The 26,046-nt window shown below is 65.1% G+C and carries 27 protein-coding genes and 1 pseudogene; 13 read left to right on the top strand and 15 right to left on the bottom strand.

The genetic code is table 11. From position 1 onward, the window contains the following. Window positions 1–9 precede the first annotated feature (9 nt). Window positions 10–783, bottom strand: a complete 774-nt coding sequence (locus tag BMI91_RS12450; protein ID WP_208607984.1) for an SDR family oxidoreductase — start codon at window positions 781–783, stop codon at window positions 10–12. 163 nt (window positions 784–946) lie between these two features. Between BMI91_RS12450 and BMI91_RS12455 the strand changes: the two genes are divergently transcribed. Further along, entirely contained in the window at window positions 947–1,618 is a 672-nt protein-coding gene (locus BMI91_RS12455; protein WP_078605145.1) for a phosphoribosyltransferase, read from the top strand. A gap of 13 nt (window positions 1,619–1,631) precedes the next feature. Here the strand turns inward: BMI91_RS12455 and BMI91_RS12460 are convergent, their stop codons facing one another. The 3 genes and pseudogenes from BMI91_RS12460 to BMI91_RS20355 form a co-directional block, all read right to left on the bottom strand. Continuing rightward, window positions 1,632–2,057 (bottom strand): DUF2267 domain-containing protein, encoded by a 426-nt coding sequence (locus BMI91_RS12460; RefSeq protein WP_078523151.1) that lies wholly within the window; start codon window positions 2,055–2,057, stop codon window positions 1,632–1,634. Window positions 2,058–2,095: 38 nt separating this feature from the next. Next, window positions 2,096–2,518 carry a c-type cytochrome gene (locus tag BMI91_RS12465; RefSeq protein ID WP_078605146.1) on the bottom strand — a complete coding sequence of 141 codons (423 nt, stop codon included), beginning with the start codon at window positions 2,516–2,518 and terminating at the stop codon, window positions 2,096–2,098. 79 nt (window positions 2,519–2,597) lie between these two features. Next, a pseudogene (locus BMI91_RS20355) lies at window positions 2,598–2,687 on the bottom strand (hypothetical protein); the annotation flags it as partial. Between the two features lie 190 nt (window positions 2,688–2,877). Between BMI91_RS20355 and BMI91_RS12470 the strand changes: the two are divergent. The 9 genes from BMI91_RS12470 (at window position 2,878) to BMI91_RS12510 (ending at window position 10,171) form a co-directional block, all read left to right on the top strand. Then, window positions 2,878–3,717, top strand: coding sequence for a universal stress protein (locus BMI91_RS12470; protein ID WP_078605147.1), 840 nt, complete (start codon window positions 2,878–2,880; stop codon window positions 3,715–3,717). An 8-nt stretch (window positions 3,718–3,725) separates the two neighbouring features. After that, window positions 3,726–4,160 carry a host attachment protein gene (locus BMI91_RS12475; protein WP_078605148.1) on the top strand — a complete coding sequence of 145 codons (435 nt, stop codon included), beginning with the start codon at window positions 3,726–3,728 and terminating at the stop codon, window positions 4,158–4,160. A gap of 108 nt (window positions 4,161–4,268) precedes the next feature. Beyond that, entirely contained in the window at window positions 4,269–4,634 is a 366-nt protein-coding gene (locus BMI91_RS12480; protein WP_078605149.1) for a hypothetical protein, read from the top strand. A gap of 743 nt (window positions 4,635–5,377) precedes the next feature. Next, entirely contained in the window at window positions 5,378–5,734 is a 357-nt protein-coding gene (locus tag BMI91_RS12485) for a hypothetical protein (protein ID WP_078550614.1), read from the top strand. A gap of 93 nt (window positions 5,735–5,827) precedes the next feature. Further along, window positions 5,828–6,241, top strand: coding sequence for a hypothetical protein (locus BMI91_RS12490; protein WP_078605150.1), 414 nt, complete (start codon window positions 5,828–5,830; stop codon window positions 6,239–6,241). A 73-nt stretch (window positions 6,242–6,314) separates the two neighbouring features. Beyond that, a complete protein-coding gene (gene csgH, locus BMI91_RS12495; RefSeq protein WP_143593938.1) occupies window positions 6,315–6,716 on the top strand; it encodes a curli-like amyloid fiber formation chaperone CsgH in 402 nt (133 codons plus the stop codon). Window positions 6,717–6,954: 238 nt separating this feature from the next. Further along, the gene (locus BMI91_RS12500) at window positions 6,955–7,992 is read left to right on the top strand and encodes a helix-turn-helix transcriptional regulator (protein ID WP_146684084.1); all 1,038 of its coding nucleotides are present in this window, start codon (window positions 6,955–6,957) and stop codon (window positions 7,990–7,992) included. Beyond that, on the top strand, window positions 7,979–9,325 hold the full coding sequence (locus tag BMI91_RS12505) for a hypothetical protein (protein ID WP_078605154.1): 1,347 nt from the start codon (window positions 7,979–7,981) through the stop codon (window positions 9,323–9,325). Before BMI91_RS12500 ends, BMI91_RS12505 begins: the two co-directional genes overlap by 14 nt. A gap of 132 nt (window positions 9,326–9,457) precedes the next feature. After that, a complete protein-coding gene (locus BMI91_RS12510) occupies window positions 9,458–10,171 on the top strand; it encodes a response regulator transcription factor (protein WP_078605155.1) in 714 nt (237 codons plus the stop codon). On the opposite strand, the gene BMI91_RS12515 is transcribed toward BMI91_RS12510, so the two are convergent. The 3 genes from BMI91_RS12515 to BMI91_RS12525 form a co-directional block, all read right to left on the bottom strand. Beyond that, complete coding sequence (locus tag BMI91_RS12515) at window positions 10,146–12,104, bottom strand: ATP-binding protein (RefSeq protein WP_078605157.1); 1,959 nt, start codon at window positions 12,102–12,104, stop codon at window positions 10,146–10,148. The genes BMI91_RS12510 and BMI91_RS12515 overlap by 26 nt on opposite strands. Window positions 12,105–12,263: 159 nt before the next feature. Continuing rightward, the gene (locus tag BMI91_RS12520; RefSeq protein ID WP_078605159.1) at window positions 12,264–12,698 is read right to left on the bottom strand and encodes a hypothetical protein; all 435 of its coding nucleotides are present in this window, start codon (window positions 12,696–12,698) and stop codon (window positions 12,264–12,266) included. Window positions 12,699–12,831: 133 nt separating this feature from the next. Then, window positions 12,832–13,707, bottom strand: a complete 876-nt coding sequence (locus tag BMI91_RS12525) for a Crp/Fnr family transcriptional regulator (protein WP_158522150.1) — start codon at window positions 13,705–13,707, stop codon at window positions 12,832–12,834. Between the two features lie 655 nt (window positions 13,708–14,362). Between BMI91_RS12525 and BMI91_RS12530 the strand changes: the two genes are divergently transcribed. Then, entirely contained in the window at window positions 14,363–14,686 is a 324-nt protein-coding gene (locus tag BMI91_RS12530; protein WP_146684086.1) for a hypothetical protein, read from the top strand. Window positions 14,687–14,702: 16 nt separating this feature from the next. On the opposite strand, the gene speB is transcribed toward BMI91_RS12530, so the two are convergent. The 6 genes from speB to BMI91_RS12560 all read right to left on the bottom strand — a co-directional run bounded on the left by speB (window position 14,703) and on the right by BMI91_RS12560 (window position 19,894). After that, window positions 14,703–15,671, bottom strand: coding sequence for an agmatinase (gene speB, locus BMI91_RS12535; protein ID WP_078605163.1), 969 nt, complete (start codon window positions 15,669–15,671; stop codon window positions 14,703–14,705). A 13-nt stretch (window positions 15,672–15,684) separates the two neighbouring features. Next, entirely contained in the window at window positions 15,685–16,416 is a 732-nt protein-coding gene (locus tag BMI91_RS12540) for an SDR family NAD(P)-dependent oxidoreductase (RefSeq protein WP_078605165.1), read from the bottom strand. Further along, window positions 16,413–17,180 (bottom strand): SDR family NAD(P)-dependent oxidoreductase, encoded by a 768-nt coding sequence (locus tag BMI91_RS12545; RefSeq protein WP_208607985.1) that lies wholly within the window; start codon window positions 17,178–17,180, stop codon window positions 16,413–16,415. The genes BMI91_RS12540 and BMI91_RS12545 overlap by 4 nt, the downstream gene beginning before the upstream one ends. Then, window positions 17,177–17,971 carry an ABC transporter ATP-binding protein gene (locus BMI91_RS12550; RefSeq protein ID WP_078601523.1) on the bottom strand — a complete coding sequence of 265 codons (795 nt, stop codon included), beginning with the start codon at window positions 17,969–17,971 and terminating at the stop codon, window positions 17,177–17,179. Before BMI91_RS12550 ends, BMI91_RS12545 begins: the two co-directional genes overlap by 4 nt. Window positions 17,972–17,973: 2 nt before the next feature. After that, window positions 17,974–18,732 (bottom strand): ABC transporter permease, encoded by a 759-nt coding sequence (locus tag BMI91_RS12555; RefSeq protein ID WP_244176628.1) that lies wholly within the window; start codon window positions 18,730–18,732, stop codon window positions 17,974–17,976. Between the two features lie 100 nt (window positions 18,733–18,832). Then, entirely contained in the window at window positions 18,833–19,894 is a 1,062-nt protein-coding gene (locus BMI91_RS12560) for an ABC transporter substrate-binding protein (RefSeq protein ID WP_078605167.1), read from the bottom strand. 138 nt (window positions 19,895–20,032) lie between these two features. Between BMI91_RS12560 and BMI91_RS12565 the strand changes: the two genes are divergently transcribed. Both BMI91_RS12565 and BMI91_RS12570 read left to right on the top strand, forming a co-directional pair. Next, entirely contained in the window at window positions 20,033–20,665 is a 633-nt protein-coding gene (locus BMI91_RS12565) for a TetR/AcrR family transcriptional regulator (RefSeq protein ID WP_078605170.1), read from the top strand. Between the two features lie 12 nt (window positions 20,666–20,677). Continuing rightward, on the top strand, window positions 20,678–21,538 hold the full coding sequence (locus tag BMI91_RS12570; RefSeq protein ID WP_078605171.1) for a polysaccharide deacetylase family protein: 861 nt from the start codon (window positions 20,678–20,680) through the stop codon (window positions 21,536–21,538). Window positions 21,539–21,650: 112 nt separating this feature from the next. Here the strand turns inward: BMI91_RS12570 and BMI91_RS12575 are convergent, their stop codons facing one another. Then, window positions 21,651–23,846 carry a choice-of-anchor F family protein gene (locus BMI91_RS12575; RefSeq protein WP_158522151.1) on the bottom strand — a complete coding sequence of 732 codons (2,196 nt, stop codon included), beginning with the start codon at window positions 23,844–23,846 and terminating at the stop codon, window positions 21,651–21,653. A gap of 381 nt (window positions 23,847–24,227) precedes the next feature. Further along, window positions 24,228–26,042 carry an ABC transporter ATP-binding protein gene (locus BMI91_RS12580; RefSeq protein WP_078605759.1) on the bottom strand — a complete coding sequence of 605 codons (1,815 nt, stop codon included), beginning with the start codon at window positions 26,040–26,042 and terminating at the stop codon, window positions 24,228–24,230. Between the last annotated feature and the right edge of the window lie 4 nt (window positions 26,043–26,046).

The raw sequence follows: 26,046 nt of genomic DNA on the forward strand, positions 1-26,046 counted from the left end.
TTCGCTTGCTCAGATCAGCAATCCGCCGCCTTCGACAAAGACGGTGGAGCCGGTCATGTAAGGGTTGTCCATCAGGGCGAGCGCCTGAATGGCGATATGTTCGGGCAGGCCGACCTGGCCCGCGGGCAGACGCTCGGCCGCATTGTCGAACATCGCGCGGCGTCCATCGCCCTCGAGCGTGTCATACATCTCGGTTTTCACCAGCCCGGGGGAGATGCAGTTAACTCGCACCGGCGCGAATTCCAGCGCGAGGCCACGGGTCAGCCCCTCGAGCCCTGCATTGATCGCGCCCTGGATCGCCGCGCCGGATTTGGGCCGTTGCGACAGGAAGCCCGAGGTGAAAGTGAGCGAGCCGCCATCCGCGAGCTTCGCCGCACGGGCGAGGCGATAGGCGCCCCAGAATTTCGACTCGAAGGAGGCTTGGGCGTCTTCTAGCGGCAACTCTTTTACGGCGGCGACCTTGGTGCTGGCCGCCGAGCAAAAGATGTGGTGCCACGGTTCGCGCTCCGCGAAGAAGGCCTCCAACGCAGGCGCATCGCCGGTGTCGAGCGTCACGCCCTCGACGGAACCGCCCAGCCGTTCGCAGGCCTCGTCGACCTTCTGCGCCGCGCGTGAGGCGATGGTGACTTGCGCTCCGCGGTCCAACGCCGCCTGCGCCACGCCGAAGCCGATCCCGGACGAGCCGCCCACGACGAGAATGCGGTTGTCTTTCAAACTCATGGCGAAGGTCTCCTGCTTGGCCCGGCAGCGTTCGAACACGCCGCAGCCGCTCCAGATCGACATAGGGCCAGGGCTTCGGCGGTCCCGAATTTCTTTTCACTTTCTGCGGAGCGCGGCGCGGTTAGGCGGCGATTGCGTCGATGTCCCGTTGTTGAAGATCAATGCCGCGCTCTCGATGGCACGGCACGCTGGCTTCCGACCGCGTCCATGGGCAAGGGAGGCCCGCATGAGTGATCTCGAAGGCTATACCGACCGGACCGAGGCGGGGATCGTCCTCGCGCGTCAGCTTGAGGCCTATCGCGGGCGCGACGCGGTGGTGCTTGCGCTGCCGCGTGGCGGAGTGCCGGTCGCGTGGGAGGTGGCCGAGAGCCTCGATCTGCCGCTGGATCTTGTCTTCGTGCGCAAGCTTGGTGCGCCCAGCAATCCCGAAGTGGCGCTTGCGGCGATCGCGGGGCTGCGTGGCGAGGTGCTGGTGCGCAATGCCGATGTGATCCGCGCGAGCGGCTGCGATGCGGCCACGCTGGAGAGCCTCGCCGCCCGCGAGCGCGAGGTGATCGCGGACCGGATCAAGCGCTACGGCGCGCCGGGTCTGCCGCTGGCCGGGCGGGTCGCGATCCTCGTGGATGATGGGGTGGCGACGGGGGCCACGATGCGCGCGGCATTGCGGGCGGTGCGCGCCGCCGGTCCCGCAGAGCTGGTCTGTGCGATCCCGGTCGCATCAGAGGACGCACTGGAGGCGATCCGCACCGAGGCCGACCGCGTGATCTGCCCGCTGGTGCCGTCGTATTTTGGGGCGGTCGGGGCCTATTACACCTATTTCGGGCAGGTTCCCGATGCGGAGGTCGCGCAAATCCTCGCCACGGCGCAGGCGCGACCGTTAGGCAAGGATCGGGCCTAGCAGTCCCTCCCGGTCAGGCCAGCAGGCTGCGCAGCGAGTGGCGCATCGCTTGCGTCACCTGCCGGTATTCGCCTTCGGAAATCCGTTCATGCAGCAGATCGAACACCGCCGCGACCTCCGCTTCCGGATCGTCGAGCGGGCGGTCGGCAAACGCCTCCGCCACTCGTCCGACAAAGGCGTCCCGATTGCGCGGATGCGCGGGCTGGCGCGAGGGCACGAAGCCGTCGTAGTAAATCCCGCGCAGCAGCACCGGAAGCTGCGCCCCGAGATCGGCAGCTTCCGCGGTGGTCAGGAAATCGCGGATCGCGTGCAAGGTCGTGCGCAGCAGCAGATAGGCGTGGCTGCGGTCCTTGTTGTCCAAGCGATATTCCAGATCGTTTAGCCATTCCGCCACGATCTGCGGGGCGTGGTCGATGGCACTCAGGCCGGTCACTTTCATCGGTCAAACCTCCCGGTTGGAGCGCTGAGGTCGCGGCCTCAGCTTTGGATGCTTGCGAGATATTCCGCGATCAGCAGGATTTGCCCGCGCGTGTAGACCTCCGCGTTGAGCGCGCCGACCGTGCCTGCGGTATCCTCCATCATCGTCGGGCCGAAGCTGGGCATCGCGCCCCGGTGGAAGGGCATCTGCTGGCCGCCGTCGATAAGATGCACGACCCGCGCGAGCGGGAATTCCCCACCGTTCTTCGCCGAAAGCTGGGTCAGCGCCGGCACCTGCGTGGTGAAATATTCGCTGAGCGGCCCGTCGCCCGCAGCGCTCTTGCCGTGGCAGGTGGCGCAGTAATTCTGGTAAAGATCTGCCCCCATCTGCGCGGCGGTCATCGGGCTGCTGGAGGCCTCTTCCGCGCTGACGGGCAAGGCCCATGCGAGGGCTGCGAGGGTTGCAAATACGGGTCTGGTCATCGGACTGTCCTTCCGGTTCAGGGGGCGGCCCGTCGCGCTGACAGTTCAGGGCGCGAAGGGCCGCCCGGGTGATGCGCGCTCATCGCGCCTTGACGTCGATGCGGCGATCTTTCTCGCGCGCTTCGACGGTTTTCGGCAGGGCCACGGTCAGGACCCCGTCGCTCAGACATGCAGAAACTCCCGTGAGAAATGTCTCGGTGGAACGAGTTCAAGCCTCTCACGTCCGGCGCGGCACCCGCATTGACGGCGCGCATAGCGGCGCGCGGCCTCGCGAAAGGATCCGACGTTGCGCACGATCAATGCCGTTTTGCGCGCGGCGCCGTAGCTTCGGGCCGTTGTGACCACTCAGGAGCCCCAAGATGATTCCGCGAACCATTGCCGCTGCCTTTCTAGAGACCGACGAAGCCCGCTGGCTCGCCCCGATGGCGGCCGCGCTGTGTCGCCGCTTCGAGGCGCATCTGATCGGGGCGCATGGCGTCGAGCCGCTGCCGTTGTTGGGCGGCGATCTGGCGAGCGATCCGATCGTCTATCCCGAATTCGTCGACTGGCAGCGCAAGGAGGCGGCTGAGATCCGCGAGACGTTTGAACATGCGCTCAAGGCCGAAGATGTGCAGGGCGAATTTCGGACCCCCAGTGGTGTGCGTGACGCGCTGATCGATTTTCTCGTCGATAGCTGCCGCGCCGCCGACCTCGTCATCTCTGCCCGGGTGCCTGGCCATGTCGGGCGCGCGGGCGACGTGCGTATGCAAGAGCAACTCATCCGCCAGGCCGGGCGTCCGGTTCTGGTGGTGAGCGAGGCTGCGCAACTGAACAACCCCGCGCAGCATATCCTCGTCGGGGTTTCGTGCAGCCGCGAGGCGATGCGGGCGGTGCATGACATGCTCTATCTTGCGGCGCACGGCGCGCGGATCGATCTGCTTTCCGTCTCTCCGTCGGAAGGCGAGCGGGAGGCCGTGGACGATCTGCGCGACGACCTCGCGGCGGCGCTGGACCGGCGCGGCTTCGACGTGACGCTTCTGGATCGGATGAAGACGACCTCGGAAGCGGGCGATGCGTTGCTCCATACCGCGCGCGAACGCGGGGCCGAGATGATCGCCGTCGGCGCTTACGGCCATTCGCGGCTCTATGACTTCGTGATCGGCGCGGTGACCACGCGCCTGTTGGAAAAATCCCACCTGCCGGTGCTGTTCTCAAAATAGGTGAGCCGATGCGACAGCCGAAGAAAACCGAATGGATTGTGGTGATGAACGCCGCCAGCGCGCACGTGCTGGCCGATGCCGAGGGAAGCAAGGCGGTCTTCGAGCTGAAAGCGCCGCATGAGAGCCCGCGCGATAAGGCGGGTCGCAGCTTCTCGAGCGGGTCGCCCGGGCGGCGGGCCACGATGGCGCCGCATGGCGATCCGGACCACGCGCCGGAGATCGCTTTCGCGCATCAGCTGTGTGAACGTCTCGAAGAGCGCCTCGGGCGAGAGCAATTCGACACGCTGGTCCTCGTCGCGCCGCCGCGGATGCTGGGCGCGATGCGGGATGCCATGTCCGCGGCTCTGGCGGCGCGCGTGAGCCGGGAGATCCACTCCAACCTCGCGAGCCTCTCGCCGCGCCATTTCCGCGAAAAGCTGCAAGAGGCGCTGAAGGTCACGTGAGCCGCGCGTTTGCATTTTGCAGTGACGGCGATCAATGCGGAATGCCTTGCGGCTTTGCATCCTGCCAACCTGTCGCACGGTTCAAAATCGGATCAGAGGAGAAACGCCATGGCCAAGACATCCAGCGACGCAGCACACGAACGCGCCGATATCGAGGATCGCGAGCGCCACGCCGTCGAGGCGATACGCGCCGATCTCGAAGAGCTGCGCGACGATGTGACGGAGTTGGCGCAGGCGTTGCGACGTCATGGTCGGCTGCGGGCCAGCGATCTTGGCGCGGAGGCGACGCAGCGGGGTCACGATCTCGTGGAGGATACCCGCGACGCGGTTCTCGAAATGCGCCACTCGCTGGCAGAGGCGCAGCATGACTTGCGTCGAAGCGTGCGCAGCCATCCCGTGCCCTGGGCCGGGGTGCTTCTGGGCATGGTCGGAACCGGCCTGCTGGTCGCGCTGCTGATGGAGCGTCGCAATTGAAAGGAACTGGCATGTGTGTGGGGGCAGGCCGCGCGGGCGGTAGGGGTCGATAAAGAGACACCGCTCGCAGTGTCTGTCAGGGGGGAGTGGCGCGCGTTTCCGTATCGGGAGCGCGCGCTGCGCATTTCGGGCGCGCGTCGCCGCGTGGTCCGTGTAGACCTTCCCGAGTTCCCTCCGGCCTGAGTCGCGCGGCTCTCTCCATAAGCACGGCCAGAGTCGCCGGTATCAACCGAACAGCTCCGAGATATTCGCTATTTCCAGCTTCCCGTAGATTCAAGCGGTGGGCTTTTCCGACCGTGTCTTGTCGCGCGTCAATGCGCTGACATGCGGGGGAAGCGTCGCCGCCGATCTGCCTCCGTTTGGTGGCCTGCGTCTCACCCAAATGGCTTTTCGTCATTGCGCGGGCGCAAGCGAGACCGCCACGGCTCGCGCCCCATCCGCCGCAGCCCGTCCCGCGCCCGCGTCACGCGCTGACCCGTTCGGGGCAACTGCGCGGCCATATGCGCGCAGTGGGCAAGGATATCGCGTCTGGCGCACCACTTGCGCCGGTACGTGAACTATCGCGGCCGCCAAGCGGTCGGGCGGTGCCGAAGGGGCAGCGTTCAGGCCGAAGCGCATGGCGATCGGGGCGTCTTCGATGATGTTTGCGTCCCCGATCCCGGCGCAGCTCCGGCGTAGCGTGGAAGAACGATCGGGACGCGGATCCGGATCGATCAACATTCTTTAGTCTGGAGACCATCACCATGAAACATCTGCTTCTCGCCACCGCTGTCGTTCTCTCCGGCGCCGGAGCCGCCCTCGCAGGCGGTAACGTGTCGCTCACCGACCAGATGGGTTGGTTCAACGGGTCGAGCACGACGCAGCTCGGTATGAACAACGCGGCCATCACCGTGCAGCGCGACTACGGCAACACCAGCACCACGGTGCAACGTGGGATCGCCAACTTCTCGGGCACCGGTCAGACCGGCGCGTTCAACAACTCGATCACCGATCAGCTGGGCCTCGGGAACTACTCGTCCACCATTCAGGGCAATGTCGGCAACTCGTCGGCCACGGTCCAGACCGGTGTCGGCAACGTGTCGAGCACCGTTCAGAACTGACGTCCCATGGTTGATCGGGCGGGCTGCGATCCGCCCGATCAACGTCTTGAAGGCGGCTGCTGTGCCGTCGCGACAGCAACAAGGAGAAAGGTTATGAGTTTCGCAACACAGATGAGAGCCCCCACGGCGCCCCCCGCGATCCTCGCGACCGGGCTTTTGGCCGCTCTCGCATTGAGCGTTATCGCGAAGGAAGCTGCGGCTCAGAGCCGGCCTTTCTATGATCCGAGTAGCGCCCCCATCGCATCCATCGCCCCGCAGCCTTCACGCGGCAATGTGGCCGTCACGCAGCAGCAGGGCAGCTATAATGACGCTTCCACCACGCAGAGCGGCCACAACAATGTCGCGGGGACCGTCCAATCGGGCTCCGGTTTCGGCAGCTCGATCTCTCAGCTCGGCAACTACCAGACGGAGACCCATTTCCAGGGTGAGACCCGGCTGGGTGTGACCCGCAGCGGGAGCAGCGTTGGCGGAAACGGCTCGATCGGCATTCAGTTCGAGCTGAAATGAAACCGATAGCCGTCCGTTCAGCCCCGCCCGTCGCAACGCGTGCGGGGCAGGGGGACGAGAAAGGAGGCACACCATGCCTCGGAACCTGCAAATGCTCGACTACCTGCGTCGTGGAGGGCTGCTTGTCCTCATCGGAGGGATGCCATTCGGAATGGCGCTCGCGATGAGTGCGCAAACCTCACAAGGCGCAGCCCCTCTCAGCTGCGAGATCGCGGAGCGCCCCGCAGCTCCGCATCTCGAGCTGACCGCGCGGGTGCAATCGGCGCGCGCAATGCGCGGGCGCTACTCCTTCACCGTGATCTCGAGCGGTGCGGGCGGCACCTCCAGCACCACGCAGGGCGGCGCTTTCGCCACCCGCGCGGACGAGGCGCAGACGCTGTCCAAGGTCTATGTCTCCGCCGGTCCACATGCCGTCGTCTCGGCGCGACTGGACGTCGAAGGCGAGGGTGGCGTGACCTGCAGTGCAAAAAAGTGATCGTCGGGACCCACTGATTCCGCCTCTGTCCGCGCCGCACATTGTCGGCGCGCATAGGCAGGCTTGATGACTGTCATTGTCGAAATTTCTCCGTGGCGGAGGATTTCCTTAATCAGAGGGTTAAGGGGATTTCGCCATGTCTTTGAGCATGCACGCTGAGAACGGCGCAGCGGTCGATCAAATTTTCACATCTGCCATCGAAGGGGATCTATTTCGGTCCGTGCTCGCGGTCGTCGCGATGAATTTTCCCGAAGCGACGCCGATGATTGTCGGGCTGGAACGGATGCAGGGCGCAGGGAACTTCCTGCTTCTCGATACGCCGAACCCGGAATTGCGCCGGGCCTTTGCCGAGGAGATGCGCGCCCCCGATGGCTGGGCGCACAGTCTGCACGGGCAGGAGATCGGCCGGGTCTATGACGACGGCGATCTCGGTGTGGATACGGTGAATGGCGGGCAGATGGGGCAGGTGCTGCGCCGGACGAGCCCGCCCAGGACCTGTCTCGCCGGGGTCCTGTTCGATCGTGGCGAGCGTCATCTGTTGGGGATCGAGCTTCGCTATCCGCGCCATCTGGAGGCGGAGCTGCGGCGGCCTTTGAAGGACTTCCTGACCCGGCTCGCCCGGCAGCTCGATGTGGCGACGCGGATCATGGAGGTGCGCCAGCGGCTCGACGCGGCCGAGCGTCTGAGCGGTAATCTACTGGAAATTCTGCCCTTCTCGGTGGTGCTGTGCAACGAGCGGCGCAACGTCTCGCGGATGAACGGGCGGGCGCGGGCGATCCTGCGCAATGGTCGGGCGCTGCAAGTCTCGCCCGACGGGACGCTGCGGCTGTCCGATCCCATCGTGGATGACGAATTCGCGACGCAGATCCAGTCGCTGCAAGGCAGCCTGCGCCAGCGCGTCGCGGTCATGTCCGTGCCGCGAAATCGCGGTGAGCCGCGTGAGATCCTCACAATCATCCGGCTGGCCGCGGGCGAGGCGGTTGGCCTGCCGGGCGCCGGGCCGAATTTCGCGGTGATCTACGAAGACCTCGATATGCCGCTCGAACTGGATCAGGATTTTCTCTGGCGGCTCTTTGGCATGAACGCGAAGGAGGCCGATCTCGCCTTGGCGCTGCTGGCGGGGGAGTCGATCGGCGAGCTGGCCTCGCGCCGGCGGATGTCGAAGGAAACCTTGCGCAATCAGCTCGCGGCGGTGATGCGCAAGACCGAAACGTCGCGCCAACAGGAGCTGGTGGCCCTTCTGAGCCGCCTTGCTACGATCAATGCGACGGCGTGACGGCATAGTCCGCCCCATCGGCTGCGCCCTTGGCGGGCTGGTCGCGCTGGCCACGCTGACGCCCCCGGCGCTCGCGCAGCCGCCCTCGATGTGGCAGGGCTGGTCGCTGGCGCCGCCCCAACGCGGACCGTTCGTGCCGGGGCTGGGCTCCCAGATCACCGGAGAGGACGGGCGCGGTGTGGAGTTCGGGCTGCAAGGCCCCGTGCGCCCTTTGCAAATCCTTCCGCAGGCGGGCTGGACCCCGGATTTCTCGACCCGGCCTCAGCTCGGTCTGAGCTTCGGGCGCGGCTCCGGTTTCGCGCAGGCGCAAACTGTCGCGGGCCTGCCGAGTTCCGGTACGCTCCTTCTGACGGGGCCGCGCACGGGGCAGGGCAATATCGCGATCGATCTGAACCCGATGCTTGGCGCGGGGGGCACGCTGTCGGGGGCGAATGCGACAGCCTCGCTGTCCCTTCCCGACGGGTATGGCGGCACCGTTCATATCGAGCAACAGTCCTTCTCGCCCGCAGTCACTGGCAATCGCATCGAGACCTACGCGTTTTCGCCCGGCGCAGGCGGGGGCGGCTTCGCGGCGCTCAGTCTCGATGGCGTTACCGGAGAGGCCACAGCTCTGGCGGCCGTGTTCGATCCGGGCGGGTTTTCCGTTATCGGTATCGGTGAGCCGGACAGCGTGAAGGTCGCGCAACGGGTCAGCGCCCATAGCCGTGTGCGCGAGCTGGGCGGCGTGATCGCGAGCCCGCTGGGTCACAGCCGCGACTGGAGCTGGGGCCCGCGTCTCGGCTTCGGGGATCTGTCGCGCCACACGGGCGAAACCTACACGACGACGGCCTCCCTCACGGCGAGCCGGGCCATCCCGGCCATCGAGAGCGCCCGCCGCACGCGCCTGCACGAGCGCAGCCAGAGCCTCACCTTGGGGCTGGGCGGGCGGCGTCTAGTGACCAGCGACCTGTCCTTCGGCCTCTATCTCGATCTCGGCGCGAAGGCGGTGTCGGCAAGCGGTCGCAGTGAGGAAACCCTCTCGATCCCGGGGCTCGCCTCGGCCGGCAACGCGCCCGAGCGGTCCCGATATTCCCGTGTGGAACCGGTCCTGCGGGCGGGCATGGTCTTCGAGCAGCAAATCGGCCGGAACAGCGCCTTCGCCGTCTCTCTGGGGGTGCAGGAGACGGGGCAGGCGTCGCTCATTTCGCGTTCTTCGGGGACGACGACGGTGGGCTCCGGTTCGGTCTCGGCGGCGGCGCTCTCGACCGCGGGCGAGACCATCCGGCACGACGAAATCCGGTGGCGGCACGGGTTTGAGGGAACGATCACGTTTAATTTCCTGTACCGTTTCTGACACTTGATCACCATCAAAGACAGGGCGGACAGGGGGCGCCGATCATGACATAATTCGGGACAGGGGTTTGCGGTGCCATGAAAAGCGCCGGGACGCTCCCGATAGGTGCGGAGGGGATAGGAGGTCGCGCCTGTGGAACAGCAGACAATTCTCGTCGTCGAAGATGACCCTTCCGTGCGCGGCGCGCTACGGGACTGCTTTGAGGCGGAAGGCTGGTCGGTGCGCGAGGCATCGGACGCCACTGGCATGATGCAGGAGATCGAAGCGGGCGACGTCGATCTCGTGACGCTCGATCTGGGGTTGGGCGCGGATGACGGTCTCGCACTCGCCCGTGTTCTGCGCGGGCGCAGCAATATTCCCGTCATCTTCATCACCGGGCAAGGGCAACCGCTCGACCGGGTACGCGGTCTGGAGGCGGGGGCGGATGACTACATCGTCAAACCCTTCGCCGCGCGCGAGGTCGCGATCCGCATCCGCAGGGTGCTCGATGGCTATCGGACCCGCAACGTGCCGCGCGAGCGGCTGCGCATCGATCACAGCAGTATCGACCTGCGTCACGGCGTGATCGAGCATAATGACGGTCGCCGTGAGGATCTGACCGGAACGGAGGCGAAACTGCTTGAGTTGTTCCTCAGTCGCCCGGAGCAGGTGCTCTCGCGCGACGACATCAACCGGGTGCTCCACGGGCGCGACTGGTCGCCCTATGACCGGACCATCGACACCCATATCGCCCGGCTTCGGCGCAAGATCGAACCGGCGGATGATGCCAATCGGATGATCCGATCCGTGCGCGGCGTGGGCTATGTCTTCACCGGCCAGATCACGGGGGAGGTCCCTCCGGCTTGAGCGCACGCGCGACCGCCGCACTCAACGTCGAGAGAGAATAAGGCTTCGTGAGCAATTCCACCTCGCGCTCGGTTTCGGGCCGCCCGGAGAAAGGCTCGGACGTATGGCCAGAGGTTAGAAGCACGGGCAATGCGGGATCGCGGGCGCGGGCGCGATCGACAAGGTCGAAGCCGGAAAAGGTGCCGGGCAAGACGACGTCGGAAAACAGCAGCTCGACCGGCTCGCCCGCCTCGATCTGCGCCAGCGCCTCGGACGCGTTCGCGGCCTCGATCACTGCGTAGCCCAGAGCCTCCAGCCGGTCGAGAACCGCCTCGCGCACCAGCGGGTCGTCCTCGACCACCAGCACCAGCTGACCATCGCCCATTCGCAGCGCGTCGTGATGGTCGGCAGGCGCGGGCGTGGGCTCCCCCTCGGTCTCGGGCAGATAGAGCGTGATCGTGGTGCCTTTGTCGGGTGCCGTGTCGATATGCAGGAAGCCGCCCGCTCGCGCGACCGAACTCGCCACGCTGGTCAGGCCGAGCCCGTTCCCGACCTGCGCATCCTTGGTGGTGAAAAACGGATCGAGAGCCTGCCTGCGCACGTCCGGGGTCATGCCTTGCCCGGTATCGGTCACGCTCACCGTGAGGAAGCAGCCCGGCCGCGCGCCGTCGATCTCGGCGGCCTGATGCGCGTCAAACCGCGCGCAGCCGGTCTGAATGGTGATCGTACCGGTGGCCGTCATCGCGTCGCGCGCATTGATGACGAGATTGAGCAGCGCGCCGTCCAACTCCCCGCGATCCATGTAGACTTGGCCGTGATCGGCGCCGGGCAAGAGCCGCAGATGCACCTGTTCGCCCAGTACCCGCTCCAGCAGCGTCCATGTCTCGGCGAGCTGCGCATCGAGGTCGAAGCACACCGGTTTCGGGGTCCGCGCACCGGCAAGCGCCAGAAGACGCTGATTGAACCCAGCGCCGATCTGCGTCGCGTCGATCGCGCGTTCCAGATGGTCACGCGCGATCTCGGCCATCTCGGCGCGCGAGGCAAGCTCCAGATTGGACAGGATGACGGTCAGCAAGTTGTTGAAATCATGCGCGATAAGGCCCGCCATTCGGCCCACGGTTTCCAGCCGCTGCGCCTGTACCAGCGCCTCCGATATCCGCGCGCGTTCCGTGCGATCGAGGATCGCGCCGACGACGCCCAGCGGACGGGGCGGATCGCAGGCCTCGTCGAACCGGATATTGCCGCGCAACTCGATCACTTTGGGCGCGGCGCTATCGGCGAGCTTGAACTCGATCGAGAACTTTCGGCTGCCCGTCGGGTCCAGCGCCGCGCGATAGACCGCGTCGAACTGCGCACGATCCTCCGGCGCGGCGAGGGCGAGCCATTTCTCGTAGCTGTCGGGCACCTCCTGCGTCTCCAGAAGCTGCCGGGCGGATCCGGTCGCGAGGAACGCATCACGGTCGAAATCCACCTCGAACAGGGCGATCCCGGCGGCATCCATCGCCTCGGCGATCCGTTCCGCGCGCAGAGCGGTCGGCGGGAGCGAGTCCTTTCCGGCGCTGATATCCTCGATGATGAGGATGATCCCCGCGACGCCGCCGTCGCGGTGGATCGGTGCGGTAATCCAGCGGTTCCGGATCACACGCCCATCGGGGAGCGTCGTCCGGGTCTCGTCGCATTGCACGACCTCTCCGGTAAGCGCTTTATCGCGCGCGGCGGGGTATCCCTCCGGTAGCCACGGTAGCAGGTCGCCGTCACCCGGTTCGCTCGCACCGGAGATAGCGACGCCGTAGCTCTCCTGAAACGCCGCCGAGGTCGCTACCAGACGCGTCGCGGTGTCGAACACTGCGACCGGGATCGGCATCAGCGAGATCATGTCTCCCATACCTTCGGCAAGCGCCGTGCGCGAGGCACGCGTATTCGGTCCGGTCTCTTCGCGTTTGGAATTTACCACTGGCGCCACCTCATTTCGCGCTTGGCACCACGCCCTGATCACTCATGAAATCATACTCGGTCTCGTGTCCCACCGTGGAGGAAAGACCAAAAATCGCACAAAACTATACCTGCCGGGCCCGCCGCTGAGAGGCAGATCCGGCCTTCCCATTTCGGTCGCTCAGACCGGGGTCGCGTGGCGGTGCTCGCCGAAACCCGCCCCTTGCAGGGAGGTCATGAACAGGTCCTGCACCTGCTTCTGGCTGTCGAATACCGTCTCCGTCATCTCCTCGGCGTATTGCCCCCAGAGGCGGCGATAGAGCGCGGAGTAATCGTCGATCGCGCCGGAGTAGAACTCCGACCAGGCGGAGACGATTGCGGCGGGATCGCCGGGATTGGACAGGCTGGCAAGCAGGGCCCGGTCGCAGGTGATCCGATCGGTGGTGAAGCGCAGCCATTCCTGATTTAGCTGCAACATGCGATCGGCCGCCTGAGTTTGCATCGCGACGATCGGGCCAAGCAGTGCCGGGTCCGGCCCGTCTGGCGGTAGCAGGCGTTTCACGAGGTCAGCATAGCCCGCGTTGGTGCGGGCGATCGCGTCGGAATTGCGTGGCATAGGGGCCTCCCGGGATGTGATCTGACACATCGCGAGCTTTGCCGCGCGTGAGGCCGCGCGCATTGACCACGATCAATGCGCATCGCGCGATTTCTGACTCACCGCCACACCGTGGGGGCGGTGCATCCGCGGTCTATCGCTGCCCTCCGCGTGTGGCGAAGTCCGGTGTGCGCCCGGGCGCATGTCCCTCGGACCCGAGCTTTGAGACGGGGGCTTTTCCGCCCCTGGACCATGCCTCGCGTTGAGACAGGCGCGGTGCGGGACCGGGCTCGGCAAGGGCCGCGCCAATCCGCTCATTCTGGTATTTCGCAAGCCGCCGCAGCCGTCCGAGGTCCCTGACCTCGAGGTGGTCTGGCGCAAGCAGGCGGATCGCGCCGCGCTCTTCGATCTGGTGCAGCGCGCGGCAAAGGGTCTCCACCGTCATGTCCAACAGCGAAGCCAGATCGCGCCGGGTCAGCACGATGCGAATTTGCGGTGTGCTGCCGTCGGGCGCACCGGGGAGCTGTTCGATCAGCCAAAGCGCGAGCCGCTGCACGGTGCTGCGCCCGCGCATTTTCACGACGCTCAACTGCAGCTCCTCGAACTGCCGGTTCAGCGCCGAGAGACAGCCGCGGAAGATCTGCGGATGCGTTTGCAGGAAATTGTGCCATGTCTGGCGCGCCATCCAGCAGATCGCGGTGTCGGTGGCGGCCTCGCTGGAAAACCCGTTCACCTCGCGGTCCGGATCCCCGATCAGGTGCCCCGCCCGCAGGATTTGCAGAACGTATTCGTCCCCGCCTTCGGTCAGAACGACGACCTTCACCAGCCCGGAGGCGACGATACCGACCCGTTCCGCCACTTCACCCTGAGCCGCGATCTCGGCCCCCTGGTGATAGGTTTCACGATAGCTTCGATGTGCAAAATCGAGGAGCGCTTCGCTCTCGAAGGCGCTGCAAAGTCCTGTCTGGCGCGCGATGCAGTCCTCGCATTTCGCGTCGACTTGCGGCCGTATGGCCTGAGTATTGAACATATTCCCCCCCCCCCCTTTATGCCCCCCGATCGATGGCAGTGGTCGGGCAACACGCGTCTTTTGTGACTGGAGGAATCTTGCCGCCTCAGGGGGCATCTGTCAGGCGAGAAATTGTAGAGAAATGTAGATTTCTAAAATATGAGAGGCGTTTCGCGCAATAATATTGCGCATCGTGGCGCACTCACTGACCTGCGGTGCGCCATCGGCGGAGTTTTGAAACGCGCATGAAAACGGCCCCGCCGGCCGAGCCTTGGGGACAGACGCTCGGTGGCCGGCGGGTTTCGCGAAAGGCTCTTCGAGCAGACTCGAACGGGTGAGGTAGCCCCAACCCTCCGCGAATATCCAAGTATACCCCCGCGCGGCGCGCGCGGCATTATTGGGCGTCAATCGCAGCCATGACCGCGCAGGCTGCGGCCCTTGTCGCAGGTTGCGCATCAGCGCTCGGGTTTCGGTCCGCGCTCCGACCCAATCCAGTGCCTGAAGTGTGAAAAGACGTGTTGCCCCTCCGGGCGCCCTGCGTGGATTGGCAAAACCCTGCCCAGAGAGCGCACCGAACCGGGTCTGCGCGGTTCGCATTGACGGCGGTCAATGGCGCGGCGGGCCGGATGCGGTTTAGCTGAACGGGCCTTATAGCCAAGCTCGAAGGAGTGTGCGGATGTTTCGTTGGATCACCCCAGAAAACAGCCCTGACCTTCTCCCGCTGCCGCGTAAGCCACGGCAGGACAGTTGCGGGCCGAAGACCATTCCCTGGCCTTTGTCGGGGGCGCGCGCTGAGGAAACGGGACCGGATCGCGCGCTGGAAGTCTCTGCGCTGAGCGACCTCGGGCTCTCGACGCAGGAAATCGCGCGCTATCTCGGTCTCGCCCTGCAGGAGGTCGCCCGGCTGCAAGAGGCGGATCTCGACCTCGGCGCAAGTCTCGACAACAACATGACCCCGGTCTATCGCACCCACGCGAAGGGTATGCGCCGCGTGGGGTGAGCGGGCAGCTCGGCGATCAACGGCGGGTCATGGTCACCGCCATCTGGCAGAGGATCTCGAACATCACCGAGACGCCGAGGAAAGCGGTCGCGCCGGAGGCGTCGAAGGGCGGGGAGACCTCGACCAGATCGGCGCCGACGATGTTGACCCCGTCGAGCAGGCGGACCACCTGCAGCGCCTGATAGGAATTGGGGCCGCCAACCTCGGGCGTGCCGGTGCCAGGGGCGAAGGCCGGGTCGATGAAGTCGATATCGTAGGAGAGATAGGTGGCTTTGGTGCCGACGATCTCGCGCGCCTCGGCCATCACATCCTCGACGCCGCGGGCATGGAATTCCTCGATCGGGATCACGCGCACGCCGACGCTATCGGCGAAATCGCGATCCTCGCTGTCATAGGTCGAGCCGCGAATGCCGATCTGCACGACGCGTTTCGGGTCCAGGAGACCCTCTTCGATGGCGCGGCGGAACGGCGTGCCGTGGGTGTACATGTTGCCGCCGAAATAGCTGTGGAACAGGTCGGTATGGCTGTCGAAATGCACCATGCCGAGCGGCTCGGGCGTGCCCAACGCACGCAGGATCGGCAGTGAATTGAGGTGATCGCCGCCCGCCGTGATCGGGCGGATGCCATGGGCGCGGACGGTCTCGAAGAACCGGGTGATCCGGTCCATCGCATCCTGAATGTCGGCGGGGTTCGGGGCCACGTCGCCGAGGTCGGCGCAATTGACCATCTCGAAGGGGCGCATGCCGGTCGCGCCGTTCTGCGCCCGGATCATCGTCGAGAGATCGCGCAGCTGGCGTGGCCCGTGGCGCGGGCCGGGACGGTTGGTGGTGCCGGAATCCCAGGGGCTGCCGATGAACCCGACCTGCACATCCTTCAGGCGCGGATTGTCGAGTTCGACATGCGGCAGGCGCATGAAGGTCGGCACGCCCGCGAAGCGCGGCAGATCGAAGCCGGAAACCGGGTGGAAAAGGGGATCGCTGGACATGGGGTCGCTCCTGTCAGGTCATGACGCTGCCACCGTTCACGCCGAAGCATTGACCGGTGATGAAATTGCTCTGCGGGCCCGCGAGATAGCAGGCCATCGCGGCGATATCCTCGGGCTGGCCGAACCGGGCGAGCGGCGTCGCCATGTCGATTGCCAGCTGTTCGGGGCTCATCGAGGCGGGGCTCGTCATATCGGTCTCGATCGAGCCCGGCGCGATGGCGTTGACGAGGATCTTTGGCGCCAGCTCGCGCGCCAGCGTCCGGGTCAGCGCGATGATCGCGCCTTTCGAGGCGGTATAGGCGGACATTTCCTCGCGCCCCAGAAAGCCCAGATCGCTTGCGATATTGATGATCCGGCCTTCCTCAGTGCGGCGCACGAAAGCGCGCGACGCAAGGAATGTGCCGCGCAGGTTCACCGCGATCACCCGGTCGAATTCGTCGATCTTCGTCTCGGCAATCGGGCTCTCGCGCAGGATGCCCGCGTTGTTCACGAGAATGTCGATCCGCCCGAACCGGGACATGACGGCGTCGAACATCCCCTCGACCTGTGCCTCGTCGGAGACATCGGCGGGCAGGGATTCCGCCTCGGTCAGCTTTTGAAGCTCGGCCAGCGTGTCCTGCGCCTGCGCGTCGTCGGGATGACAGAAGGCGACTTTCGCGCCCTGTTCGGCCAGCGCCAGCGCGATGGCGCGCCCGATCCCGCGCGAGCCGCCGGTGACCAGCGCGACTTTTCCCTGAAGGTTCATGACATTACCTCGCCGCGGTCGACGTTGAGCGCCTGACCGGTGATATTCGCGCCCGCCTCGGACGCGAGGAACATATACGGATCGGCCATATCGGCGGGCACCATCAGCCCGTCGATCGCCTGCGCAGCCATGATCTCGGCTTCGACCTCGGCCTCGCTGCGGCCGCTGGATTCCGCCAGTTCCCGCAGCGAATTGGCCGCCGGTCCGGTTTTCACCCAGCCGGGGCAGATCGCGTTGACGCGGATGCCGCGGGGGCCCAGTTCCTGCGCCCATGTCCGGGTCAGGCCCAGAAGCGCGTGTTTGCTCGCGACATAGGCCGAGAAGCCCGGCACGGCGGTGCGCGCCCAGATCGAGGCGGTGTTCAGGATGCGCCCGCCTTCGGGGATGCGCGAGATCAGCGCGTCGGTCACGTTCTGTGTGCCGGTGATGTTGATCGCCACGATCCTCTCGAAGGTCGCATTGCCCAACGGGTTCGCACCGTTGAGCGGGGTGGGGCGTTCGAGGCCTGCATTGTTCACCAGCACATTGACGCGTTCGATATCCGCCAGCGCTTCGGTCACCATCGCGGCGTCGGCGATGTCGCAGCGGATTGCGCGTACCTTGCCAGGCAGGCTTTCGGCAGCGTCATAGATAGTCTCGGTTTCGGACAGGATGATCAGATCGGCGCCCGCGCGCGCGAAGCCTTCGGCAATGCCATAGCCGATCCCGCTCGAAGCGCCGGTGACCAGAACGGTCTTGTCGGTGAAGTCGAATGTCACGCTCATTCCTTGCCGCGTCCTTCCTCTCGCATCAGCCGCATCAGATGGGCCTCCAGATCGGAGTAGCCGTCGAGTTTCACGGCCCTTTCCTTGTCGGCGATGCGTGCGCCTTGCTTGAACTCGGGCACGATCACCTCTTTCACGCGGCCCGGATGGCTCGAGAGAAAAACGATCTTGTCGGCGAGGAAGATCGCCTCCTCCAGATCGTGGGTGACGATCACCATCGTCGTGTTGGTCTTCTCGGCGACGTCGATCATCAGCTCCTGCATCAGCCAGCGGGTCTCGGCATCGAGCGCGCCGAAGGGCTCGTCCATCAGCAGCACTTCCGGGTCGTTGGCCAGCGTGCGCGCGATGGCCACGCGCTGACGCATCCCGCCCGAGAGCTGCGACGGGTAGGCCTCGGCGAATTTCCCGAGCCCCACGAGATTGATGAAACGTTCGGCCCGCTCGCGGCGCTCGGCGGCCGGGACGCCGTTGATCTGCATCCCGAACTCGACATTCTTGCGCACCGTCAGCCAGTCGAAGGAGGTATAGGCCTGAAAGACCATGCCCCGGTCGCGGCCCGGTCCCTCGACGCGGCGGCCGCCGATGACGATCTCGCCGCCGCTCGGGGTCTCGAGCCCTGCGATCATGCGCAGGATCGTCGATTTCCCGCAGCCCGACGGGCCGAGCAGGACACAGATCGAGTTGCGTTCGACGGTGAAGCCCGCGCCCTCGACGGCGACCAGCTTGCGCCCGCCCGAGAGCTCGAATTCCTTCGATATCTCGCGGATTTCCAATGCGGTTTCGGCACTCATGGTCACGCCTTTCTCAGATAGGGGAAGGCCCAGCGGTGCAGGGCGGAGAAAGTGAGGTCGAAGAGCAGCCCCAGCACGCCGATCACGACGATCCCCGACAGGATTTCATCGGTGTTCAGGAAGCGTCGCGCGCGCATCATCATCGCGCCGATACCGGTGGTGGAGGCGACGATCTCGGCGATCACCAGATAGGTCCACGTCATCGCCAGCATCTGGCGCATCGCGGTGACGATATCGGGCAGCACGGCGGGGAAGATCACCCGGGCCACGACCTTGTGGCGCGGTGCGCCCAGCGTCAGGGCGGTCTCGACCAGCTCCTCGCGCACATTCTTGGTGTGGTCCATGATCAGGGTGATCAGGAAGAAGATCACGCCGAGGAACAGCAGCGCCAGTTTCGGCGCCTCGCCGGTCCCGAACCACATCAGCAGGATCGGGATGAAGGACGGCGCGGGGAGGTAGCGCCACGCTGAGACGAAGGGCGCGAAGAAGGCCTCGATCGCGGGGAAGGACCCCATCATCACACCCAGCGGCACCGCGACCGCACTGGCAAGCGCGAAGGCGATCAGCACGCGGCTGATGGAGATCAGGACGTCGCTGCCGAACCCGCGGCTGAAGAACAGATCGAAGGTGGTCGCGAAGACCTGCTGCGGGGCAGGGACGAGAAGCGGGTTCACCAGACCGCTGGCCGAGGCGACGATCCAGATGCCGAAAAACAGCACCCAGATGGCGAGCGCGGAAAGCAGCTTCTGACGGCGGCTCACGGGCTTGCGCAGCTGGAGAAAGGGAGTGGGTCGGGCGCTCAAGGTAGATGCTCCGGCTTGGGGGAAGGGAAGCGCCGGGGATCGGCGCTTCCCGAGGGGGTCAGTGTGCGGTCAGGCTCTGGCGGTAGCCGGACTTGACCAGATCGCCCATCAGCGAGCAGTCGATGCCTTTCGATGCGTCGATCTTGTTTTCCATCAGACCGAGCTTGATCCACCAGTCATTGGTCATCGCGATCGAGTCGACCATCGAACCGTTGGCCATGCCGAGCGGGCCTTCGCCGTCGAGCACGCCGCACAGGCGGGCGGATTCGTCGAAGTCCATCATGTAGATGCCGCCCTCGAAGGACTTGCCGTTGGTCCCGATGACGTAGCCGATATCTTCCTCGGGCCACTGCAGGAACGACGCGAGCATCTTGTTGGTCTCTTCGGTGTGCTGGTTCCAGTAGGCCAGCCCTTCCCAACGCGCTTTCAGCACGGCCAGAGCCGCTTCGCGGTCATTGGCGATGAAGTTCTTGTTCATATACAGAGCGTCCATGAAGATCCCGGTCTTCAGCATCTCCGGATCGGCGGTGTTCACGATGGACCGCGCGCCGGGCTTTGCCTCGAGGACCTTGGAGATCCACGGCTCGTACATGTAGGCAGCCGACAGATCGCCCGACATCATCGGACCGACGGCTTCATCGGCATTCAGGTTCACCCACTCGACCTGATCGGGGGTGATGCCCTCGGAATCGAGCCAGATCCCCATCAGCAGCTGACCGATATAGGCCTGCGGGGCCGAGACCTTTTTGCCGGGCAGGTCGGCGGGCTCGGTGTCGGGAGCGAGAATGACGTGATCGACCCCGTAGGAGGGGTTGAGCTGGGCTACGTTGACCACATCGGTGCCGCGATCCACGACCAGCGGCGTGTAATCGGCGGTGCAGCCATAGACGTCGAGTTGACCCGCGGCGAGGGCGGCATGACCGCCCAGCGGATCTTCGAAGATCGTGATGTTCAGGTCGTAATCGGGGATCAGGTTCTTTTCCTTGGCGACTTCGAGCATGGCATAGCCCGGCCAGGAGACGCAGACCCCGACATTGACGGTTTCAGCGGCGGCAGCGGAGAGGCTGCCCGCGGAGAGGGCGACCGCGGAGGCGGCGGCGAGTTTGAGTACGGAGCGCATAAGCGGACCTCGCTGTTGGTATGGATTCTTGATCTTGTACAAAAACTTTATTCGATAAAAACTTTTATGCAATAAAAAATTTGTCTTGACCAAAGATGACCAATTGCCGAAAACTGTTCGCAACCCTAGGAGGACTCAGTGAGCAACCTGCGCGCCCAACAAAAACAAGACCGTCGCAACCGCATCGTCACATCGGCCAAAGAGCTTTTTCGCGAGAAGGGCTATGACAAGACGACGATCGAGGCGATCGCGGTGGCTGCCGGCGTCTCGGGCGTGACGGTCCATAACTACTATGGAACCAAGGCCGGGGTCCTGCTCGCGCTGGTGATCGAAAGCGACAAACAGCTGCTGGAGCGGCTCGATTCGACGCTGCCCGGGCCGGAGGCCGAGCTCGTCGAGCTGACGGTGGCCTTCGCGCACGAGATCATGGTTCACGCGATGCAGACGCTGGAGAAAGACATTTGGCGTCAGGTCATCGCGGCAGTGACGATCGAGGCGGGGACGCAGCTCTCCAAGGCCTATTTCAAGCTCGACGAACAGCTCGCCTCGGTGCTGGTGCGTCGGATCGAGGCGATGCAGCGGGACGGGCGGCTCAGCGCCGATCTGAACCCGCTCCATCTGGGCCGGGCGCTGTTCCAGCTGCAAAACGCCCGTTTCATCCAGTTCATTTCCACCGACGCCGCGCGCCGGGACGAGATCGAGACCTGGCTGCGCAACGATCTCGTGGCGCTGTTCTCGGTGATGCTCCCGGTGCCCGCCGATCCTTCCTGAGCGGAGAGTGACATGTTTCTCAACCCGATCACCTGGCCCGAGGGCAAGCGCAGCGCCGCCTGCGTGACCTTCGATATCGACGCGGATTCGCTGATCCGCACGGCCCGTCCCGAAGATGCCGAACTGCGTCTGCAGCCGATCTCGATGGGCCGCTACGGGCCGACGGTCGCCGTGCCGCGCATCCTCGAGACCTATCGTCGTCTGGGCCTGACCCAGACTTTCTTCATGCCCGCTTGGGTGATGCAGAATTACCCTGAGACGGTCGACTCGATCCTAAAGGCGGGGCACGAGATCGGGCATCATTCGTGGATGCACGAAGACCCGATGGAGCATTCCGACGACCGCGAGGCGGAGCTGTTCGAACGCGCGCTGGAGGTTCATGTCACGATGACCGGGCGGAAGCCGCGCGGCTATCGCGCCCCGGTCTATTCCTTCACGCCCGCGATGCTCAACCGGTTGATCGAGCACGGGTTTCTCTATGACAGCTCGATGATGGCTGACGAGTTGCCCTATCTGGTCGAGACCCCGAAAGGCAGCCTGATCGAGGTCCCGCCGCATTGGGGCACTGACGATTGGCCGCCCTTCGCGCATTTCGGCGAGATCGACTACCTGATGCCGATCCGCGCGCCCTCGGACGGCATCCGCGCTTTCGCCGAGGAATTCGACGCGATGCACGAGGCGGGCGGGTTCTGGATGCCGGTGCTGCACCCGTTCCTGACGGGCCGTCTGGCGCGCTGGCGCGAGATGGAGGGTCTGCTGGAGCGCGCGGTGGAGGCGGGCGACGTCTGGTTCGCGCCGATGGAAGAGATCGCCAGCCATGCGAAAGCCGGAGCGGCGACGCTGCGCCGGGAACGGATCGGGATGGAGGGGTAACGCCCGCGCTGCGCGGAAAAACCGTTATCGACCTGCGGATATAAATGCGCCGCGGCGCTGAAAAGCGCCGCGGTGTCTTCGTTTAGGGCTGTGAGCGCTCAGAACTTCGCGCTCAGAACTTCGCGTTGAAGGAAAGCTGCAGCGCGTGGCTCTCATAGTCGCTCGAGAAGGTCCCCGAGATCCCGGCATGCAGGCTGGAGGAGAACGTCCCGGTCTGGCCGAGCGGCACGTCGATCCCGACATCCGCCGTCACCCAGTTCATGTCGAAGCCATCGACCGGGGTTGCGCTGGAGGGCAGCCCGACGAAAGCGGTCTGAACGAGCTGATCGTCGCCGCTGACCTTGTTGTACTTGATCGCACCGGACAGGGTCGGGGCCTGTGCGCTCGAAGACAGCGCATATTGGCCACGCATCCCGGCGGAGGCGACGGTCACGGTGCCGGATTGATCCCCGACGGACAGGTTCCACGCGCCCGCGCCGGTCTCGTCGAAGCCGTCCACCGAGAGGTGATACATTTCGAGCGAACCCGTCGGGCCGAAGCGAAGAAGATCTTGGCCGAACATGTACTCGGCATCGATCGCGCCGAAGACCTGATGGCCATCCGTGCTCGCCCGTGCGGTCGATCCCATGACATTGCGGCTCATGTCGTAGGAAAGATCCTGATAGCCGATCACGAACTGCGCCGCGCCGCCATTGCCGAAGGCCGTTCGCACGAAGCCACCGACGAAGCCGCCGGAGCCATCGATGCTGCCGCGGCTCTGATCGGCGTCGGAGGTGCCGTCCGAGTAGCCGCCGAAGAGGCCGACCGAGACTTGATTGCCGATGAATTTCTCGCCGCCCAGCATCATGTAATGCGATTTGACGTCGTAGCCGATCGCATTGGTGGTGCGGTCGTAATTGGCTTTCTGCGCCCCCGCCGAGACGAAGGCATAGGTGTCGTCGCCGATCTTCCACGAGGTCGGCCCGCCCATCGTCGAAAGCGTGACCGATCCGTTCTGCGTCTGCGCAACCGGACGACCGATCCCTTTCGTGATGTTCTGCCCGAACTCGAAGCCGACAGCGCCAAAGGCGGGCAGGAAGCTGTAGCCCGTCGTCTCAAGCATGTCGTTGCGCGCGACCGGATCCGTGATCGCCATGATGTCGCTGATCGCGCTCTGATAGGTCCCTGCGTTCCCGATATCCAGATAGGGGATATTGGCGGCCGCATCTAGACGCCCGGCGGTCGCGAACTGGTAGGGGGTCGCGGTCTGCTCGACGATCGGCGCGAAGATCGGCGCGATGCGCATCGTGACATTGTTGCCCGCGACATCGCCGAGATCGATGATGTAGTTCAGGTTGAGGTTGCGAAGATCCTCGACCACGTCCTGCGTGTAGAGGCCATTGGCCTGCATCGCCGCGACGATATCGGCGGGCACGGCGCCGCCGCCGGTATAGCCGAGATCCGCGACCGTCACGCCCAGCGAGTCGGCCATCGCCTGCAGCTTGTCATCCAGATAGGTCGAGCTGTCGACGCCCAGATTGCCGTATTGCCACTGGCCGGCGCTCAGGTTGTACCACGCGATAAGCTGGGCCTCGTCCGAGGCGACGGCCGTGCCGGTCGCGTCCCAGAAGATCGCTTTCGGCAGCATGCTGTTGTCGATCAGCGAGTTTCCGAAATAGGTGGCCAGAACGCTGTTCGACAGGTTCGTCGCGTCGAGCGTGTTGGCGTTGTTCGCAATGGTCATCTCGGCGGAGGTGCTGTCGAAGAAGCCGATGCCTGCCTCTTCCTGACCGCCATCGCCGAAGAGCCCGTCGGGCAGGTTGAACTTCGAGATGTAATCGGGATCGAAGAGTGCCGCGGTCTGGGGATCGCTCGGGTCGAAGGGGGTGAAGCTGTCACCCGAGCCGGTACCGAGCTGCACCTTGAAGGCCAGAATGCGGGCGCCGGTGAGGTTCGAGGTCTTGCCGTAGGTGTAGTATTCCGTAATGCCGCCGCTCGATTGGGTCGAGAGCATGATATCCATCGGCGTCGGGCCGGTCAGCTGCGTCTTCACCCGTTTGCCCGAGCCGGGAGGGGCCGTGCAGGTGAAATCCGGCGTGTTCGCCATCAGGCAGTTGGTGATATCCTTCGGATTGTTCGTGTTGGGAAAGTCGGCGTTGACCTCGCCCGTGACGGCCTTGAGGCCGGGCGGCTGCACGCCTTCCGCGGGATCGGAGAAGATGAGGCCATCGCCGGTCACGCTGATGACGGGGGCGTCATCAAATGTGCCCGACCAGGCCGGATTCCCGAGGCACAGTAGCAAAGCAGCGGGCGCTACGGTGCGTTTCAAATTGGTGAGTAGTGTATTCGACATTCTTTGTCCCCATTCCCCAAGGCAAACGCTACGACAAGAAATCGTACGTCAATCGAGCCACTCTTTACGTAATTGAACTGACAACCTGTCCGTGCGTTTGCCTCGGCGCGTTTCAGAAGTTCCCTCGCACGGACTTCACTCACCGCGCTAAGCTTCCGCCCGGAAGCTTTCTTTGATTTGCATCAATGATTTGGTGGGGTGTTCGGGGTGTTGCGGAAAAGAAACGGGGTGGATGTTGCTTTTGCTTTTCCGCCTATGAATAGCCTTGAGAAGGGGCTGCGGTTTGCAGCCCGAAAACGGCCTTGAAAGCACAGGGGGGCGCTGAGATTTGCCGTCCGCCCTGAGCGCGGTTTCGTGTTATTCAGCCGCCGTCTCGATCGGCATCGCGGGCAGGTCGCTATCCGCCACGAGATGTCCGTCTCCGAGATTGCGCAGCATCAGGCGCTGCGGACCCGTGCCCAGCTTGTAGACCGGGCTCGGCACCTCGCCGGACAGGCGCGGGGTGGGTTCGCGGACCTTGTCGGGATCGGGGATCGGCACGGCCGCCATCAGGCGCTTCGTGTAGGGGTGCTGCGGCGATCCGAAAATCTGCGCGCGCGTGCCCATCTCCACGATCTGGCCCATATACATCACCGCGATCCGGTCCGAGATATTCTCGACCACCGCCATGTCGTGGCTGATGAACAGATAGGCGATGCCGAATTCGCGTTTGAGCGCTTCGAGCAGGTCCAGCACCCGCGCCTGCACCGACACATCCAGCGCCGAGACGCTCTCATCCGCGATGATCAGTTTCGGTTGCAGCGCCAGCGCGCGGGCGATGCAGATTCGCTGACGCTGGCCGCCCGAGAACTCATGCGGATAGCGGTCGAGCTGATCGCGGGTGAGGCCGACGCGCTCGAACAGGCCCGCGACTTTCTCGCGTTGCTCCTCGGGCGTGCCGATGCCGTGGATCACCAGCGGCTCGGCCACCAGATCGCCCACGCGCATCCGCGGATCGAGCGCGGCCATCGGGTCCTGGAACACGATCTGGACGTCGCGGCGCATCTCTTTCATCTTCGCGCCGCTCAGCCCGCCCATCGTGTGGCCTGCGACCTCGATGCGGCCCTGATGCGGCACGAGACCGGTCAGCGCTTTCGCGATGGTGGATTTGCCGCAGCCGCTTTCGCCGACGAGCGAGAAGGTCTCGCCCTCCATTATGTCGAAGCTGACGCCCTCGACCGCGTGGACGCGATGGGTGACCTGCGACAGGATCCCGCCGCGAATGTCGAAATGCACCTTCACATCGCGCAGCCGCGCCACGGGTTTCGCATCCGGGGACGCGCCCGCAGCGCCGCTGCCGTCGCCCATGCGCGGAACGGCAGCCAGAAGATCCTGCGTATAGGCCTCGCGCGGGGCGGTGAAAATCTGCGAGACAGCGCCCGTCTCGACCGCCTGACCCTGTTTCATGACGATGACGCGCTCGGCCATCTCGGCCACCACGCCCATGTCATGGGTGATCAGGATAATTGCGGTGCCCATCTCGCTTTGCAGATCGCGCAGCAGGTCGAGCACCTCGCGTTGCACCGTCACATCGAGCGCGGTGGTCGGCTCGTCGGCGATCAGCACGTCGGGGCGCAGCGCCAATGCCATCGCGATCATTACGCGCTGCCGCATGCCGCCGGACAGCTCGTGCGGATATTGGGTCATCCGGCGCTCGGGTTCGGAGATGCGCACGCGGCGCAGCGCCTCGAGCGCGCGGGCGCGGGCCTCGCGTTTCGAGACCGGCTCATGCGCGCGGATCGCCTCGGAGAGTTGCAGGCCGATGCTCAGCACCGGGTTGAGCGACGTCATCGGCTCCTGAAAGATCATCGCGATACGGTTGCCGCGCATCGCGCGCATCCGGCTTTCGGGCAGGCGGGTAAGGTCTTCGCCCTGGAAGCGGATCGCGCCCGAACTGACCCGTAGGGCAGGGGGCGGCAACAGCCCCATGATCGCCAGAGAGGTCAGCGACTTGCCCGAGCCGCTCTCGCCCGCGATGGCGATGGTCTCGCCGCGAGCCAGCGTGAAGCTCAGATCGCTGACCAGCGCCCGCTCGCGCCCCTCGGAGCGCACCGAGATCGTGAGACCTTCGACGGAGAGCACCGGCTGGGCGGGCTCCGGGGCCGTGACAGCCCCGGCTTGCGTTTGTTTCATTTCG

This window comes from Thioclava sediminum (assembly GCF_002020355.1).
Classification (GTDB): domain Bacteria; phylum Pseudomonadota; class Alphaproteobacteria; order Rhodobacterales; family Rhodobacteraceae; genus Thioclava; species Thioclava sediminum.

What these genes read in the sequence shown, in the direction of transcription:
- BMI91_RS12545 (WP_208607985.1), bottom strand. Translation starts at nt 17,180, where the DNA reads ATGAGCGTGACATTCGACTTCACCGACAAGACCGTTCTGGTCACCGGC.
- BMI91_RS12560 (WP_078605167.1), bottom strand. Translation starts at nt 19,894, where the DNA reads ATGCGCTCCGTACTCAAACTCGCCGCCGCCTCCGCGGTCGCCCTCTCC.
- BMI91_RS12500 (WP_146684084.1), top strand. Translation starts at nt 6,955, where the DNA reads ATGAATTTTCCCGAAGCGACGCCGATGATTGTCGGGCTGGAACGGATG.
- BMI91_RS12550 (WP_078601523.1), bottom strand. Translation starts at nt 17,971, where the DNA reads ATGAGTGCCGAAACCGCATTGGAAATCCGCGAGATATCGAAGGAATTC.
- BMI91_RS12470 (WP_078605147.1), top strand. Translation starts at nt 2,878, where the DNA reads ATGATTCCGCGAACCATTGCCGCTGCCTTTCTAGAGACCGACGAAGCC.
- BMI91_RS12455 (WP_078605145.1), top strand. Translation starts at nt 947, where the DNA reads ATGAGTGATCTCGAAGGCTATACCGACCGGACCGAGGCGGGGATCGTC.
- BMI91_RS12460 (WP_078523151.1), bottom strand. Translation starts at nt 2,057, where the DNA reads ATGAAAGTGACCGGCCTGAGTGCCATCGACCACGCCCCGCAGATCGTG.
- BMI91_RS12580 (WP_078605759.1), bottom strand. Translation starts at nt 26,042, where the DNA reads ATGAAACAAACGCAAGCCGGGGCTGTCACGGCCCCGGAGCCCGCCCAG.
- BMI91_RS12485 (WP_078550614.1), top strand. Translation starts at nt 5,378, where the DNA reads ATGAAACATCTGCTTCTCGCCACCGCTGTCGTTCTCTCCGGCGCCGGA.
- BMI91_RS12525 (WP_158522150.1), bottom strand. Translation starts at nt 13,707, where the DNA reads ATGTTCAATACTCAGGCCATACGGCCGCAAGTCGACGCGAAATGCGAG.
- BMI91_RS12540 (WP_078605165.1), bottom strand. Translation starts at nt 16,416, where the DNA reads ATGAACCTTCAGGGAAAAGTCGCGCTGGTCACCGGCGGCTCGCGCGGG.
- BMI91_RS12530 (WP_146684086.1), top strand. Translation starts at nt 14,363, where the DNA reads ATGTTTCGTTGGATCACCCCAGAAAACAGCCCTGACCTTCTCCCGCTG.
- BMI91_RS12505 (WP_078605154.1), top strand. Translation starts at nt 7,979, where the DNA reads ATGCGACGGCGTGACGGCATAGTCCGCCCCATCGGCTGCGCCCTTGGC.
- BMI91_RS12480 (WP_078605149.1), top strand. Translation starts at nt 4,269, where the DNA reads ATGGCCAAGACATCCAGCGACGCAGCACACGAACGCGCCGATATCGAG.
- BMI91_RS12570 (WP_078605171.1), top strand. Translation starts at nt 20,678, where the DNA reads ATGTTTCTCAACCCGATCACCTGGCCCGAGGGCAAGCGCAGCGCCGCC.
- BMI91_RS12490 (WP_078605150.1), top strand. Translation starts at nt 5,828, where the DNA reads ATGAGTTTCGCAACACAGATGAGAGCCCCCACGGCGCCCCCCGCGATC.
- BMI91_RS12520 (WP_078605159.1), bottom strand. Translation starts at nt 12,698, where the DNA reads ATGCCACGCAATTCCGACGCGATCGCCCGCACCAACGCGGGCTATGCT.
- BMI91_RS12465 (WP_078605146.1), bottom strand. Translation starts at nt 2,518, where the DNA reads ATGACCAGACCCGTATTTGCAACCCTCGCAGCCCTCGCATGGGCCTTG.
- BMI91_RS12475 (WP_078605148.1), top strand. Translation starts at nt 3,726, where the DNA reads ATGCGACAGCCGAAGAAAACCGAATGGATTGTGGTGATGAACGCCGCC.
- BMI91_RS12450 (WP_208607984.1), bottom strand. Translation starts at nt 783, where the DNA reads ATGTCGATCTGGAGCGGCTGCGGCGTGTTCGAACGCTGCCGGGCCAAG.
- speB (WP_078605163.1), bottom strand. Translation starts at nt 15,671, where the DNA reads ATGTCCAGCGATCCCCTTTTCCACCCGGTTTCCGGCTTCGATCTGCCG.
- csgH (WP_143593938.1), top strand. Translation starts at nt 6,315, where the DNA reads ATGCCTCGGAACCTGCAAATGCTCGACTACCTGCGTCGTGGAGGGCTG.